Origin of the sequence: Pseudomonas sp. B21-048, from assembly GCF_024748615.1 — a bacterium.
Lineage (GTDB): Bacteria > Pseudomonadota > Gammaproteobacteria > Pseudomonadales > Pseudomonadaceae > Aquipseudomonas.
On the sequence record NZ_CP087168.1, the window covers coordinates 4,589,662 to 4,603,965 of the forward strand.

The window sequence follows — 14,304 nt, forward strand, 5'->3', positions numbered from 1 at the left end:
TCCTTACCGCTCGATCAGCGCAATGCGCTTGTTGTACCAGTTCATCAGCAGGGAAATGCTGATACTGATCGCCAGGTACACACTCATGGTAATGGCAATCACCTCGATGGCCTGCCCAGTCTGGTTCAGCACCGTACCGGCAAACAACGAGACCATCTCCGGATAACCGATACCGGCCGCCAGCGAGGAGTTTTTCGCCAGGTTCAGGTATTGGCTGGTCAGCGGCGGAATGATCACGCGCAGGGCTTGCGGGATGATCACCTTGCGCAGGGTCGGACCGTTACGCAATCCCAACGAGCGGGCCGCTTCGGTCTGGCCATGGCTGACCGACTTGATCCCCGAACGCACGATTTCGGCGATGAACGCCGCGGTGTACACCGTCAGGGCCAGGGTCAGCGCCAACAGTTCCGGGATCAACACCCAGCCACCCACGAAGTTGAAGCCTTGCAGCTTCGGCAGCTCCCAGTGCAACGGCGCGCCGAAAACCAGGGCGCACAATGCAGGGATGACGAAGAACAGCGCCAGGCCCACCCAGAACTTGTGGAACGGGACGCCGGTCGCTTCGAAACGCTTGTTGGCCCAGCGGCACATCAGCACGATCGCGACGATGGCCACGACGATGCCCGCCACAAACTGCCAGAAACCATCCGCGATCATTGCTGCCGGCATATTAAGACCACGGCTGCTGACGAAGAAGGTGTCACCGAAGTTATGGCTGTTGCGCGGCCCAGGCATGGTCAGGAAGACCGCGAAGTACCAAAACAGGATTTGCAGCAGCGGTGGAATGTTACGGAAGACCTCGACGTAGACGGTCGCCAGTTTGCTGATGATCCAGTTGTGCGACAGCCGTGACACGCCGACGATGAAACCGAGGATCGTCGCCAGGATCACGCCGATGAAGGTCACCAACAGAGTGTTGAGCAGGCCGATGACAAACACCCGGGCATAACTGTCCGATTCGGTGTAGTCGATCAAATGCTGAGCGATGCCGAAACCGGCGCTGCGCTCCAGAAAACTGAAACCGGAGGTAATGCCCCGGTGTTGCAGGTTTGTTTGAGTGTTGTCGAACAGGTACCAACCCATCCCGACCACGGCGATAACCGTGATGATCTGAAACAGCCACGCACGCACTCGTGGATCGCTGAGGCTGAGCCTCTGCTTTGGTGCGCCGATTGAATTTTGCATGAAGGGCCCCGCAAATAATGGAACAGAACATCACCCGGTGGTTGGCCCACCGGGCGATAGAACCATCAGCGCACTGGTGGTGCGTATTGAATGCCGCCGTTGGTCCACAGGGCGTTCAAGCCACGGTCGATTTCCAGCGGAGTGCTCTTGCCGAGGTTTCTCTCGAAGACTTCGCCGTAGTTACCCACTTGTTTGACGATTTTAACTACCCAGTCTTTCGGCAGTTTCAGATCTTTGCCGTATTCACCGTCGCCCCCCAACAGACGAGCAACGTCCGGGTTCTTGGTGGCCTTGGCTTCGGCTTCGACGTTCTTCGAAGTGATGCCTGCTTCTTCAGCGTTGAGCATGGCGAAACCCGTCCAGCGCACGATGGCCAGCCACTCGTCGTCGCCATTACGCACGACCGGACCCAGAGGTTCCTTGGAGATGGTTTCCGGCAGAACGACGTAGTCTTTCGGCGAGGCCAGTTTGCTGCGCTGTGCATACAGCTGAGACTTGTCGGAAGTCAGCACGTCGCAACGACCGGATTCCAGCGACTTGGCGCTTTCATCGGAGGTGTCGAAGGTGATCGGGGTGTACTTCAGGTTGTTGGCACGGAAGTAGTCGGATACGTTCAGCTCGGTGGTGGTACCGGCTTGAATACAGATGGTCGCGCCATCCAGTTCCTTGGCACTCTTCACGCCCAGCTTGCTGTTGGCCAGGAAGCCAACGCCGTCGTAATAAGTAATGAAGCCAGGAAACTTCAGGCCCATGCCCGCGTCACGGGAACTGGTCATGGTGGAGTTGCGCGACAGCATGTCGATTTCGCCGGATTGCAGAGCAGTGAAACGCTCCTTGGCATTCAACTGGCTGAATTTGACCTTGGTCGCGTCGCCGAATACGGCAGCCGCCACAGCGCGGCAGAAGTCAGCATCGATACCCACGATCTTGCCGGTGGAGTCCGGAACCGAGAAGCCCGGCAAACCATCACTCACACCACACTGTACGAAACCTTTTTTCTGCACTGCATCCAGGGTTGCACCCGCCTGAGCGAACCCACTGACACCGAGCACTGCGGCTGCAGTCACGATGGCCAGGGTGGATTTCAACATCTTCATTCAAACCTCCAGTTTTGCTCTTGTTGTGTCGGAGCTTGAGTCCTGTCGCACCCTTATGAGGCGTAGTCGACCCTTGTTGGTTTTTTTTAGGGTCAACCGACGTAAGACCGTCGCTATGAGTCTAGTAGGAGAAAATCCACGTCCTGGACAACTCCCTTTTCACCAATCGGCCGAACGGGCGGTAGCCCTTTCACGTTCGCGAAACCCGTAACGGCCACTGGCGAACATCCATCACCGGATTCTTTGCTATCCCACCGCCGGCAGTACACTGATAGTGTTACCGCTTAGCCCGAGATTGCTTGCACAGGTCTTCACATAGCAAAGCCCGTACCAGAGCGCTCGCTAAAGTGATTCAGCGTCAGGTCAATAGAAAAACTTTCAACCTTGCGACATCTTCTTAACTGATCAACCTGTTGCGCACTCCAACCTCGCACTGAAATGAGAGCGCATGCACACATATGGAGCACCCATGACCGACCCCTTGATTCTGCAACCCGTCAAGCCCGCAGACGCCTGCGTCATCTGGCTGCACGGGCTGGGCGCCGACCGCTACGACTTTTTGCCGGTGGCTGAAGCGCTGCAGGAAAGCTTGCTGACCACTCGCTTCGTACTGCCCCAGGCACCGACTCGCGCCGTCACCATTAATGGTGGCTACGAGATGCCGAGCTGGTACGACATATTGGCCATGAGCCCGGCGCGGGCGATCAGCCGCGAGCAGCTGGAAACGTCCGCGCAACGCATCTTTGATTTGATCGAAGAGCAGAAGGCCAGCGGAATAGACGCCTCGCGGATATTTCTCGCCGGTTTTTCCCAAGGCGGCGCCGTGGTATTGCACACGGCCTTTCTGAAATGGCAGGGACCGCTGGGTGGCGTACTTGCCCTCTCTACTTATGCGCCGACCTTCAGCGATGAACTCGAGCTTTCCGCCAGCCAGCAGCGCATTCCCGTGCTTTCATTGCACGGCCAGTACGATGAGGTTGTGCAAAATTCCATGGGTCGGACCGCCTATGAGTATTTAAAGCAGCGTGGTGTCACCGTGACATGGCAGGAATACCCAATGGGCCACGAAGTGTTACCCGAAGAAATTCGTGACATCGGCGCCTGGCTCGCCGAGCGTTTGCGTTAAAAGCTACCCATTGATCCATCCCACTACGCCGCGCCCGATTCTTGCATTACACTGGCCGGCGTATATTCCTTAACCAATTGATGAGATGACCGTGCTCAAAGCACTCAAGAAAATGTTCGGTAAAAGCGAGACTGAGCAGCTCGCGCCAGTCTCCAGCGCTCCTTCTCATACTCCCAGCCACCGCACCGACGGTAATCAGCCTGGCCGGACCGCAACCGTAGCGGCACCGAAACACGAGCCGGTGACCACACCGACCGCCCCCGCAGCCCCGGCCATCGCCTCTGAGCAGCCGCGCAGCGAAGCCCCGAAACCGGCAAAACCGCGTCGCGAACCAAAGCCAAAAGCGCCGGTTATTCCCTGGAAACTCGAAGACTTCGTGGTCGAACCCCAGGAAGGCAAAACCCGCTTCCACGATTTCAAACTTGCCCCCGAACTGATGCACGCCATTCAGGACCTGGGCTTTCCGTATTGCACGCCGATCCAGGCGCAGGTGCTTGGCTTCACCCTCGCGGGCAAAGACGCCATCGGTCGCGCCCAGACCGGCACCGGCAAAACCGCCGCCTTCCTGATTTCGATCATCACTCAGCTGCTGCAAACCCCGCCGCCCAAAGAGCGCTACATGGGTGAACCGCGGGCACTGATCATCGCCCCGACCCGGGAACTGGTGGTGCAGATCGCCAAGGACGCAGCCGACCTGACCAAGTACACCGGCCTCAACGTCATGACATTTGTCGGCGGCATGGACTTCGACAAGCAACTCAAGCACCTCGAAGCCCGTCACTGCGACATTCTCGTTGCGACACCGGGCCGCTTGCTCGACTTCAACCAGCGCGGCGATGTGCACCTGGACATGGTCGAAGTGATGGTGCTGGACGAAGCCGACCGGATGCTCGACATGGGTTTCATCCCACAAGTGCGTCAGATCATTCGCCAGACTCCGCCGAAGAACGAGCGTCAGACGCTGCTGTTCTCCGCGACCTTCACCGAAGACGTGATGAACCTCGCCAAGCAATGGACCACCGACCCGTCGATCGTCGAGATCGAAGCACAGAACGTGGCCAGCGAAAACGTCGAGCAACACATCTACGCGGTGGCCGGTGCCGACAAATACAAATTGCTCTACAACCTGGTCAACGATAACGGCTGGGAACGGGTGATGGTCTTCGCCAACCGCAAGGACGAAGTGCGGCGCATCGAAGAACGCCTGGTACGCGATGGCGTCAACGCGGCGCAATTGTCTGGCGATGTGCCGCAGCACAAGCGCATCAAGACCCTCGAAGGTTTCCGCGAAGGCAAGATCCGCGTGCTGGTGGCTACCGATGTTGCCGGTCGCGGCATTCACATCGACGGCATCAGCCACGTGATCAACTTCACCCTGCCGGAAGTCCCGGACGACTACGTGCACCGCATCGGTCGTACTGGCCGTGCCGGCGCGGATGGCGTGTCCATCAGTTTTGCCGGTGAAGATGACTCCTACCAGCTACCGTCCATCGAGGCGCTGCTGGGTCGCAAGATCAGTTGTGAAACACCACCGACGCATCTGCTGCGGGCGGTTGAACGCAAGCGCCCATAACGCGGGCCTTTCAGAAAGAGGCGCAGCCGGCAACGGACTGCGCTTTTTTTTCGTCCGGCTTTTTTCAACAGGCGCTTGCTAGAGATAACTAAAAGTCCATAATGGACAAATTAGTTTACATCCAGCGCCCGGAACCGACCATGCCCAGCACGCCTTACGTGATCACCCAATCCCAGACCCGCGAACTGTTGGCGCAAATCGACGTGCCGCAGATCCTGCGCAAGTTGTTTCGCGACCTGGCCACCGGGCAAGCCGTACAACCGGCGCAACAGCGGGTGGAATTCCCGAAGGGTGCTGGGGATTTCATCAACTTCTTGGGTGTGCTGGCCGAAGACGGGGTATATGGCGTCAAGACGTCGCCTTACATCGTGCGCGAGCAAGGCCCACTGGTGACTGCCTGGACGCTGCTGATGTCGATGCAGACCGGCCAGCCGCTGCTGCTCTGCGATGCTGGTGAACTGACCACGGCACGCACCGCCGCCACGACGGCGGTGGCAGTCGATGCCCTCGCGCCGCTGAAGGCTCAGCGTCTGGCGATCATCGGCAGCGGCAAGGTGGCCCAGGCGCACCTGCATTACGTCAAGGATCTGCGAGACTGGCAAAGCATCAGCCTCTACTCACCGAGCCTGAGCGACAAGAATCCCGAAGCGTTGGCACAGCTCAAAAGCCTCGATCCACGGCTGACCCTCGCCGACAGTTGCGAAGCGGCGATTCAGGACGCCGACGTGATCATGCTCTGCACCTCGTCCGCCGGGCCAGTGATCGACCCGTCAATTTTGACCAAACCGGCGCTGATCACTTCCATCAGCACCAATGCCCCACGCGCTCATGAAGTGCCGCCGCAGAACCTCCATGACATGCAGGTGTTCTGCGACTATCGTCAGACCACTCCGGGCTCGGCCGGTGAAATGCTGATCGCCGGTGAGCAGCATGGCTGGGACAAGCGTTCGATTGTCGGCGACCTGCCCGACTTGCTCAGCGAGAAAGTGCAGCGCCCTGAATACGATCGCCCGGTGTTCTTCCGCTCCATCGGCCTGGGCCTGGAAGACATTGCACTGGCCAATGCCCTTTACCAACTACAGCGCTAACACCACGCCCCCCGTAGGAGCTGTCGAGTGAAACGAGGCTGCGATCTTTTGATCTTGCCTTTAAAAGCAAAGTCAAAAGATCGCAGCCTCGTTTCACTCGGCAGCTCACAGGGGATCTCTAACAATTTCGGCATTTGCGCCCCCACAGGAGACGTTCATGAGCCAGGCAGATTTCATCATTATCGGCGGCGGGATTGCCGGCGCTTCCACCGGTTTCTGGCTGTCGCCGCACGGGCGGGTGATTGTGCTTGAACGCGAATCCCATCCGGCCTATCACTCCACCGGACGCTCGGCGGCGCTGTTCACCGCCGCCTACGGCACACCGCAGGTTCGGGCATTGACTCAGGCCAGCCGCGACTTCTTCGACGCACCGCCGCCCGGTTTCTGCGAACACCCGCTGCTGACCCCGCGCGGTGAGATGACCGTCGACTTCACCGGCGATCCGGCCGAGCTGAGCAATCAATACCTGAGTGCCAAAGCCACCGTGCCGCAAATGCAACGGCTCAGCGCCGACGAGGCCTGTGCGCGTCTGCCAATCCTGCGTCGGGAAAAAGTCCATGGCGCAATCTACGACCCGACCGCCAGCGACATCGATACCGACGCCCTGCATCAGGGCTATCTGCGCGGTATCCGGCGCAATAAAGGTGAAGTCCATACCGACAGCGAAGTGTTGAGCCTGACCCGGGATACCGCAGGGCTGTGGCAAGCTCAAACCGCGACTCAGACCTTCAGCGCTCCGATCATCATCAATGCCGCCGGTGCCTGGGCCGACAAAATTGGCGAGTTGGCTGGCGCCAGACCTCTAGGCTTACAACCCAAGCGCCGAGCAGCCTTTATCTTTGCCGGCCCCGAGGGCCTGGATATCCATGACTGGCCAATGCTGGTCAGCCTCGATGAATCCTTCTACATGAAGCCCGACGCCGGCATGTTCCTCGGTTCACCGGCCAACGCCGACCCGGTCGAACCTCACGACGTGCAGCCCGAAGAGCTCGACATCGCCATGGGCATCTACCAGATCGAAGAAGCCACCACCCTGACCATCCGCCGCCCGACCCGCACCTGGGCCGGCCTGCGCAGTTTCGTACGCGACGGGGATTTGCTGTCCGGCTTCGATCAGCAGGTGCCAGGGCTGTTCTGGGTCGCGGCGCAAGGTGGCTATGGCATCCAGACGTCGCCGGCCATGGGCCAGGCCAGCGCGGCACTGGTACGCGGTGAAGCCTTGCCCGAGCAGCTCACCCGTTTCGGCCTGGATGCCGAGATGCTCTCTCCCGCCCGTCTGAGCTGACCCTGATCCTGCCTCTCAGGTGACGTGTCCACGCGATTGCGGCAAACTTCCAGCGTCCCTTTTTAACGGGGGCGCTGACGCTGCCTGGAGTTCCACTGTATGAACGCACCCGAAAAAGACTCGGCCCTGGACACTGCGTCCATGGACAACTTCCGCGCGATTGCCGATGCGATCGCCACGTTGTTCTTTCCTCACGCCGAGGTGGTGCTGCATGACCTGCGCACGCAAAAGGTCGATTACATCGCCAACAACCTGTCCAAACGGGAAATCGGCGATGACTCGTCGTTGGAAGACATGCTCAGCGAAGAGGTCAGTGAGCGAAACATCGGGCCGTACGAAAAGCTCAACTGGGACGGCCAGAAGATTCGCAGCCTCAGCAGCGTACTGCGCGACAGCGAGGGTCGTCCGTTGGCGGTGCTATGCATCAACCTTAATATTTCGTTGTTCGAGAACGCGAAAGCAGCACTGGATTTGTTCCTGTCGCCGACCAAGCTGATCCCGCAACCGGACTCACTGTTTCGCGATGACTGGCAGGAACGGATCAATACCTTTCTGCACGCCTGGCTGCGCGAGCGTCAGTTGAGCCTGAACGTGCTGACCCGCGACCACAAACGCGAACTGGTGCTGGCGCTGCACGCCGAAGGCGCCTTCAAAGGCAAAAGCGCCTCCAACTATGTGGCCAATGTGCTGAACATGGGGCGGGCGACGGTGTACAAGCATTTGAAGGAATTGAAGGGCTAGGCCCTGAGATTTGTGCTGTCTGAGAGGACCCCTTCGCGGGCAAGTCGGATCGCCGCAGCGCTCGCTCCGACAGTCCAACGTTGTTTACAAATCGGGTGAACGACGCGAAACCTGTAGGAGCGAGGCTTGCCCGCGAAAGCGATCAATCAGTCGCCGTAGATATCCGACTTGAAATACTTCTGCGAAATTTTCTGATACTCGCCGTTGGCGCGAATGTCGTCGATCGCCTTGTTCAGATCCGCCACCAACTGCGTGTTGCCCTTGCGCACGGCAATCCCGGCGCCCTCGCCCACGTATTTCGGATCCTTGAGTTCCGGCCCGACAAAAGCGTAACCGGCGCCACGCGGCATCGACAGGAAGTCATTCAATGGAATGGTATCGGCAAAAATCGCATCGAGGCGACCGGCTGCCAGATCCATGTAGATTTCTTCGTTGTTACCGTAGCGCTTGACGTTGATGCCCTTGGGCTCGAAAACCTCGGTGGCGTAACGGTCGGTGGTGGTTGCGCGCTGCACGCCGATATTCTTGCCCTTGAGGCTGGCGTACTGGTCATCCACCACGGCGCCGTCCTTCATCACCAGACGCGATGAGGTGAAGTAATACTTGTGAGTGAAATCCACCGATTTCTTACGGTCTTCGTTGATGGTCATGGACGACAGCGCCATGTCGATTTTCTTCACTTTCAGGGAAGGAATCAGACCGTCGAACTCGCCTTCGACCCACTCACACTTGACCTTCATCTGCGCGCACAGCGCATTGCCGATGTCGTAGTCGAAACCGACTATTTTGCCTTCTTCGGTTTTGGACGCGAACGGCGGATAAGCCGCTTCGATGCCGATGCGCAGGTTTTTCTCGGCGGCGAACAGGCTACTGCACGCCAACAGGCTCAAGGCCAGACCGGTGATGAGGGGGAATTTCTTCATATTCGTTCTCTCGCGGGTTGTTGTTGGTTTGGCAAGACAGAAGAAGCTGAAACAGGAAAAGCATTTTTTGTACTTATAATTCCATACTGGACTTTTACGTATTACCCGTCAATTGGGTAAACAGGTTCATAGGCGGCCCTTGGTCGGGTGCTAGCCGAATGCAAAAAAAGGCCGGGTCGGTGCTTCGCGAACAAGCGAAACACCAACCCGGCCCTCAGGAACTACCGCAGACAGTTATTCCAGCGCGGCAGCCGGCCCGAAGAACTCGTAACGGCTTTGCTTCTCTGGCACACCCAAGGCCTTGAGGTGACGCTTGATCACTGCCATGAAGCCTTTAGGCCCCAGGAAGTACGCATCCACATCGCGCTGTTCCGGCATCCACTCGCAAAGTTGCTCCTGGCTCAACAGGCCAACCTTGTCCGCCGCCGGGCTGACACCATCGTCTTCGGCGTAGCAATAAAAACGCTTGAGCTGCGGATGACGCTCGGCCAGGCCATCGATCCAGTCACGGAAAGCATGCACGCTACCGTTGCGCGCGCAGTGGATAAAGTGCACCGGCCGCTCAGTCGCCAGCGCCGCTTCGAGCATCGCCAGCGTCGGAGTGATGCCGACGCCGCCGCTGATCAGCACCAGCGGTTTGTCGCTGGCGGTCAGGGTGAAGTCGCCCGCTGGCGGGAACAGCATAATGCTCGCGCCCACATTCAGTTGATCGTGCAAATGGTTGGAAGCGCGGCCGCCGATTTCGCGCTTGACGCTGATGCGGTACTGGCCCTTGCTGGCCAGCGCCGACAGCGAATAGTTACGGCGAATTTCTTCGCCCTCGAGGATCAGTTTCATGCCGATGTACTGGCCAGGCTCTGCCGCCAGAATCGGCCCCTTGTCCGCCGGTTCGAAATAAAACGAGGTGATTTCCGCGCTCTCCTCGACCTTGGCCGCCACGATGAACTCCCGCGCACCACGCCAGCCACCCGGTGCCTGCGCTTTCTGGTCGTAGATGCTGGCTTCGGCGCCGATCAGGATCTCGGCCAATTGACCGTAGGCCGCGCCCCAGGCACTCATCACTTCAGGCGTGGCAATCTCTTCGCCCAGCACTTCTGAGATCGCTCGCAACAGGCAGCTACCCACGATCGGGTAATGCTCCGGAAGGATTTGCAGGGCCACGTGCTTGTTGATGATCTTGGCCACCAGGTCGCCCAACTGATCGAGCTGGTCGATGTGCCGCGCATACATCAATACACCGTTGGCCAGGGCGCGAGGCTGATCGCCACTGGCCTGGTGGGCCTGGTTGAACAGCGGACGGACTTCCGGGTATTCAGAGAGCATCATGCGGTAGAAGTGAGTGATCAACGCTTCGCCGCCACTTTCCAACAATGGCACGGTGGACTTGACGATGGCACGGTCTTGAACGCTAAGCATAAGAGCGACTCCTGGGCTTTATATGAATGACCTATACATATCAGTTTCCATGCCAACAATTAAATCCTTATAAATCAGATAGTTAAAAACATAGTAGTCATATCGACATACGACGATTTATAGTCTCACCGACTACACGGAGTCATTATGACTGCAAAATTACTGCTCACGACCCTGCTGCCCCTGGTCTCCGACCTGTCCCGCGAATTACCCGAAGGCGAGCGCTACCGACGCCTGCTCGAAGCCATGCGCGCCCTGCTCCCTTGCGACGCCGCGGCCCTGCTGAGACTCGATGGCGAATGGCTGGTGCCGCTGGCCGTGGACGGATTGAGCACTGATACCCTCGGCCGACGTTTCAAAATCAGCGAACACCCGCGCTTCGAAGCGCTGCTCAGCAGTCCCGGCCCGACTCGCTTCGCCGCCGACAGCGATTTGCCCGATCCTTATGACGGTCTGGTCGAGGGTCTTCACGATCACCTGGAAGTCCACGACTGCATGGGCTGCCCGCTGTTTATCGACGAGCGTCCATGGGGTTTGCTGACCCTCGACGCGCTCGACCCTGAACGCTTCGAACCGATCGAACTGGACGCCCTGCAAGCCTTCGCCAGCCTCGCCGCCGCCACGGTCAACGCCGCCGAGCGCATTGAACGGCTGGCCAATCGCGTCGAAGACGAACATCAGCGCGCCGAGGTTTACCGTCAGGTCAGCGGCCAGCAGAGCCGCGAAATGATCGGCCAGAGCAAGGCGCACAAACGACTGGTGGAAGAGATCAACCTGGTGGGCGGCAGCGATCTGACGGTGCTGATCACCGGGGAAACCGGGGTCGGCAAAGAGTTGGTGGCTCAGGCTATCCACGCGGCGTCCCCACGGGCCGACAAACCGATCATCAGCCTCAATTGCGCAGCCCTGCCAGACACACTGGTGGAGAGCGAATTGTTCGGCCATGTGCGCGGTGCTTTCACCGGCGCGACGAATGATCGTCTCGGCAAGTTCGAACTGGCCAATGGCGGCACCTTGTTCCTCGATGAAGTCGGTGAACTGTCGCTGACGGTTCAGGCTAAATTGTTGAGAGTGCTACAAAGCGGTCAACTGCAGCGCCTGGGGTCGGACAAGGAACATCAGGTCGACGTGCGATTGATTGCAGCGACCAACCGCGACCTGGCCGAAGAAGTGCGTAGCGGTCGCTACCGTGCCGACTTTTATCATCGCCTCAGCGTTTACCCGCTGCTGGTCCCCGCACTGCGCGATCGCGGTCGGGATGTGCTGCTGCTCAGCGGCTACTTCCTGGAACAAAACCGCTCACGCATGGGCCTCAACAGCCTGCGCCTGTCCGGCGATGCGCAAGCGGCATTGTTGGCGTATGACTGGCCGGGTAACGTACGAGAGCTGGAGCATTTGATTGGCCGCAGCGCGCTGAAGGCGTTGGGCAACTGCAAACAACGGCCGAAGATTCTCAGTTTGAGCGCGGCGGATCTGGATTTGCCCAATGGCGGCGTTGAACCCGCGCCAGAACCGGTGGTGGCTGCGCCGGCGGCTGCATTAATTGCAGGGGATTTGCGTGAGGCCACCGAGCATTATCAGCGCCAACTGATCAGCGCTTGCCTGGAACGGCACCAGAACAACTGGGCCAGCGCGGCGCGGGAGCTGGGTCTGGATCGGGCGAACCTTGGGCGAATGGCTAAGCGGTTGGGTATGAAGTAAGCCCGATATCATCAGTTCGGTATTTCTGTGGCGAGGGGGGCTTGTCGGAACGCCGCATCACCCCGTTCGGCCGCGAAGCGGCGTGAAACCAGCGATGAGGTTAGTCTTGAAAAAAACGGGAGCAAGCTCCCTCGCCACAGGCAAGCTCCCTCGCCACAGGGGTTCACCGTTTGGGTGGCAATGGGGATTACGCCTAAAGCCTGCCCCCGACAAGTCGATAACCCGACATCGATAGCTGTTGGCGATCTTCACAATCGCCCATCACCTTTCTCCACAGAAGGTTTTTATGTCTTCCAACAAAGCCCGCGCAGATTCACTTTCGCTTCTGCTGTTTACCTTGCGCAGCGGCAAGCTGATGGCGATCAACCTGCTGAAGGTCAGTGAAATCATTCCCTGCCCGCCGCTGACCAAGCTGCCGGAGTCGCACCCCCACGTCAAAGGCATCGCCACCCTGCGCGGCGCGTCGTTGTCGGTGATCGACCTGAGCCGCGCCATTGGCGAGCGACCGCTGGAAGACCCGAACGGTGGCTGCCTGATCGTCACCGACGTCAGCCGCTCCAAACAGGGTTTGCACGTTCAGGCGGTGAGCAAGATCGTCCATTGCCTGACCACCGACATCCGACCACCGCCCTTCGGTTCCGGCGGCGTGCGCTCATACATCACCGGCGTGACCTCCGTCGACGGCACGCTGGTGCAAGTGCTGGACATCGAAAAGGTCATCCACGGCATCGCGCCAGCGCAGATCGAAACGGCTCCGACCGAACTGAGCATGGAAGACGCCGAAGTACTCGGCAACGCGCGGATCCTGGTGGTCGATGACAGCCAGGTCGCCCTGCAACAATCGGTGCACACCCTGCGTAACCTCGGCCTGCAGTGCCACACCGCTCGCAGCGCCAGGGAAGCCATCGACTGCCTGCTGGACCTGCAAGGCACCGCCCAACAAATCAACCTGATCGTCTCGGACATCGAAATGTCGGAAATGGACGGCTATGCCCTTACCCGCACATTGCGCGAAACGCCGGACTTCTCGCACCTCTACGTGTTGCTGCATACATCATTGGACAGCGCGATGAACAGCGAGAAGGCTCGACTGGCCGGGGCCAACGCGGTGCTGACCAAATTCTCCTCGCCGGAACTGACCAAATGCCTGATCGCGGCGGCCAGGGCCATCGCCGAACAAGGTCACTGAGTTGTGGCTGAGGTTTTTTGTTTTCTGATGCGGCGCAACCTCGCTGAGGCTGTGCCGCCTTGCGCTTGGCCAAATGGCATTGAGTTGACCGAGTACCGTCCTGAACTCGCCGAAGCCGTTCATCAATTGATGGAACTTGGCTATCTGGAAGGTAGCGGTCGCGTACCGGCGCGGGAAGTCTGGCAGCAGCGTTTCGAAACCGATCCTGAATACGATCCGGCCCTATGCTTTATTGCCTTGGATGCCGAAGGAATCGTCGGCGTCGCCCAGTGCTGGACCAGCGCTTACATCAAGAGCCTGGTGGTGCACCCGCGCGCTCAAGGCCTCGGACTTGGCCGTGCTCTGCTGCTAAATGCTTTCAATGTGTTTCAGCAACGCCGCGAAGGATTTGTGGATTTGAAAGTCTTGGAAAACAACCTTCGGGCACAACGTTTGTATGAAAGTGCCGGGATGTATGTGGTCCGCCGAGAGCCGGTTCCAACCTGACACCGCTTTCGCGGGCACACCGAACCCTGTAGGAGCGAGGCTTGCCCGCGAAGAGGCCGCCTAAACAATCCAAAACCATCAGGCATACTCCTGACCTCGGCCACTACACGCCAAGGATGCCCAAACCATGAAAGCCATCACCCTGACCTTCCTCTGCCTCACCACCCTCGCCACCCAAGCCCACGCCTCCAGCCCCGACGCCTGGGCCGCCTACGACAAAGCCGTACTCGCCAGTTGCACCAAAACCAGCGGCCTGAAGAACGTCAAACCCGTCGGCAACGCCGCGCAGTTCGATGACCGGGTCGGCTATACCGCGCTCCTGCTGCAAGGCCAGTACCCGCAAAAGCACATGAAAGGCCAACAAGGCACCGAGTTGTGCCTGTACAACAAGAAAAGCAAAACCGCCTACGTGACCGAGTGGGACTCCATCCGCTCAACAGCAAAAACGCAGTGAATGGCGCATAACTTGCTTCGGCACAGGCCTTTGCGGTGGC

The 14,304-nt window shown here is 59.0% G+C and carries 13 protein-coding genes; 9 read left to right on the forward strand and 4 right to left on the reverse strand.

Going from position 1 to position 14,304, the window contains the following annotated elements; translation table 11 throughout:
- Nucleotides 1-3 precede the first annotated feature (3 nt).
- Both LOY56_RS21455 and LOY56_RS21460 read right to left on the reverse strand, forming a co-directional pair.
- Nucleotides 4-1,185 carry an amino acid ABC transporter permease gene (locus LOY56_RS21455; protein WP_258617016.1) on the reverse strand — a complete coding sequence of 394 codons (1,182 nt, stop codon included), beginning with the start codon at nucleotides 1,183-1,185 and terminating at the stop codon, nucleotides 4-6.
- 65 nt (nucleotides 1,186-1,250) lie between these two features.
- Nucleotides 1,251-2,282, reverse strand: a complete 1,032-nt coding sequence (locus LOY56_RS21460) for an amino acid ABC transporter substrate-binding protein (RefSeq protein WP_258617017.1) — start codon at nucleotides 2,280-2,282, stop codon at nucleotides 1,251-1,253.
- A gap of 469 nt (nucleotides 2,283-2,751) precedes the next feature.
- Here LOY56_RS21460 and LOY56_RS21465 point away from each other — a divergent pair, with 469 nt between their 5' ends.
- From LOY56_RS21465 to LOY56_RS21485, 5 genes are all read left to right on the forward strand, one after another.
- On the forward strand, nucleotides 2,752-3,408 hold the full coding sequence (locus tag LOY56_RS21465) for an alpha/beta hydrolase (RefSeq protein WP_258617018.1): 657 nt from the start codon (nucleotides 2,752-2,754) through the stop codon (nucleotides 3,406-3,408).
- 85 nt (nucleotides 3,409-3,493) lie between these two features.
- Nucleotides 3,494-4,981: an ATP-dependent RNA helicase RhlB gene (rhlB, locus tag LOY56_RS21470; RefSeq protein ID WP_217854429.1), complete on the forward strand. Its 1,488-nt coding sequence runs from the start codon at nucleotides 3,494-3,496 to the stop codon at nucleotides 4,979-4,981.
- A 140-nt stretch (nucleotides 4,982-5,121) separates the two neighbouring features.
- Nucleotides 5,122-6,069 carry an ornithine cyclodeaminase family protein gene (locus LOY56_RS21475; protein ID WP_258622828.1) on the forward strand — a complete coding sequence of 316 codons (948 nt, stop codon included), beginning with the start codon at nucleotides 5,122-5,124 and terminating at the stop codon, nucleotides 6,067-6,069.
- Between the two features lie 157 nt (nucleotides 6,070-6,226).
- Complete coding sequence (locus LOY56_RS21480; protein ID WP_258617019.1) at nucleotides 6,227-7,354, forward strand: FAD-binding oxidoreductase; 1,128 nt, start codon at nucleotides 6,227-6,229, stop codon at nucleotides 7,352-7,354.
- Between the two features lie 99 nt (nucleotides 7,355-7,453).
- A complete protein-coding gene (locus LOY56_RS21485) occupies nucleotides 7,454-8,095 on the forward strand; it encodes a transcriptional regulator (RefSeq protein ID WP_258617020.1) in 642 nt (213 codons plus the stop codon).
- A 146-nt stretch (nucleotides 8,096-8,241) separates the two neighbouring features.
- Here the strand turns inward: LOY56_RS21485 and LOY56_RS21490 are convergent, their stop codons facing one another.
- Both LOY56_RS21490 and hmpA read right to left on the reverse strand, forming a co-directional pair.
- Nucleotides 8,242-9,018, reverse strand: a complete 777-nt coding sequence (locus tag LOY56_RS21490; RefSeq protein ID WP_258617021.1) for an ABC transporter substrate-binding protein — start codon at nucleotides 9,016-9,018, stop codon at nucleotides 8,242-8,244.
- A gap of 234 nt (nucleotides 9,019-9,252) precedes the next feature.
- The gene (gene hmpA / locus LOY56_RS21495; RefSeq protein WP_258617022.1) at nucleotides 9,253-10,434 is read right to left on the reverse strand and encodes an NO-inducible flavohemoprotein; all 1,182 of its coding nucleotides are present in this window, start codon (nucleotides 10,432-10,434) and stop codon (nucleotides 9,253-9,255) included.
- 147 nt (nucleotides 10,435-10,581) lie between these two features.
- Between hmpA and norR the strand changes: the two genes are divergently transcribed.
- The 4 genes from norR to LOY56_RS21515 all read left to right on the forward strand — a co-directional run bounded on the left by norR (nucleotide 10,582) and on the right by LOY56_RS21515 (nucleotide 14,264).
- Complete coding sequence (gene norR, locus LOY56_RS21500; RefSeq protein ID WP_258617023.1) at nucleotides 10,582-12,135, forward strand: nitric oxide reductase transcriptional regulator NorR; 1,554 nt, start codon at nucleotides 10,582-10,584, stop codon at nucleotides 12,133-12,135.
- A gap of 286 nt (nucleotides 12,136-12,421) precedes the next feature.
- Nucleotides 12,422-13,324 (forward strand): chemotaxis protein CheV, encoded by a 903-nt coding sequence (locus tag LOY56_RS21505; protein WP_258617024.1) that lies wholly within the window; start codon nucleotides 12,422-12,424, stop codon nucleotides 13,322-13,324.
- A gap of 27 nt (nucleotides 13,325-13,351) precedes the next feature.
- Entirely contained in the window at nucleotides 13,352-13,810 is a 459-nt protein-coding gene (locus tag LOY56_RS21510; RefSeq protein WP_258617025.1) for a GNAT family N-acetyltransferase, read from the forward strand.
- Between the two features lie 127 nt (nucleotides 13,811-13,937).
- Nucleotides 13,938-14,264: a hypothetical protein gene (locus LOY56_RS21515; RefSeq protein ID WP_258617026.1), complete on the forward strand. Its 327-nt coding sequence runs from the start codon at nucleotides 13,938-13,940 to the stop codon at nucleotides 14,262-14,264.
- The last annotated feature ends 40 nt before the right edge of the window (nucleotides 14,265-14,304 follow it).

Coding starts and splice junctions, on each gene's coding strand:
- LOY56_RS21455 (WP_258617016.1), bottom strand. CDS start 1,185: ATGCAAAATTCAATCGGCGCACCAAAGCAGAGGCTCAGCCTCAGCGAT.
- LOY56_RS21460 (WP_258617017.1), bottom strand. CDS start 2,282: ATGAAGATGTTGAAATCCACCCTGGCCATCGTGACTGCAGCCGCAGTG.
- LOY56_RS21465 (WP_258617018.1), top strand. CDS start 2,752: ATGACCGACCCCTTGATTCTGCAACCCGTCAAGCCCGCAGACGCCTGC.
- rhlB (WP_217854429.1), top strand. CDS start 3,494: ATGACCGTGCTCAAAGCACTCAAGAAAATGTTCGGTAAAAGCGAGACT.
- LOY56_RS21475 (WP_258622828.1), top strand. CDS start 5,122: ATGCCCAGCACGCCTTACGTGATCACCCAATCCCAGACCCGCGAACTG.
- LOY56_RS21480 (WP_258617019.1), top strand. CDS start 6,227: ATGAGCCAGGCAGATTTCATCATTATCGGCGGCGGGATTGCCGGCGCT.
- LOY56_RS21485 (WP_258617020.1), top strand. CDS start 7,454: ATGAACGCACCCGAAAAAGACTCGGCCCTGGACACTGCGTCCATGGAC.
- LOY56_RS21490 (WP_258617021.1), bottom strand. CDS start 9,018: ATGAAGAAATTCCCCCTCATCACCGGTCTGGCCTTGAGCCTGTTGGCG.
- hmpA (WP_258617022.1), bottom strand. CDS start 10,434: ATGCTTAGCGTTCAAGACCGTGCCATCGTCAAGTCCACCGTGCCATTG.
- norR (WP_258617023.1), top strand. CDS start 10,582: ATGACTGCAAAATTACTGCTCACGACCCTGCTGCCCCTGGTCTCCGAC.
- LOY56_RS21505 (WP_258617024.1), top strand. CDS start 12,422: ATGTCTTCCAACAAAGCCCGCGCAGATTCACTTTCGCTTCTGCTGTTT.
- LOY56_RS21510 (WP_258617025.1), top strand. CDS start 13,352: ATGCGGCGCAACCTCGCTGAGGCTGTGCCGCCTTGCGCTTGGCCAAAT.
- LOY56_RS21515 (WP_258617026.1), top strand. CDS start 13,938: ATGAAAGCCATCACCCTGACCTTCCTCTGCCTCACCACCCTCGCCACC.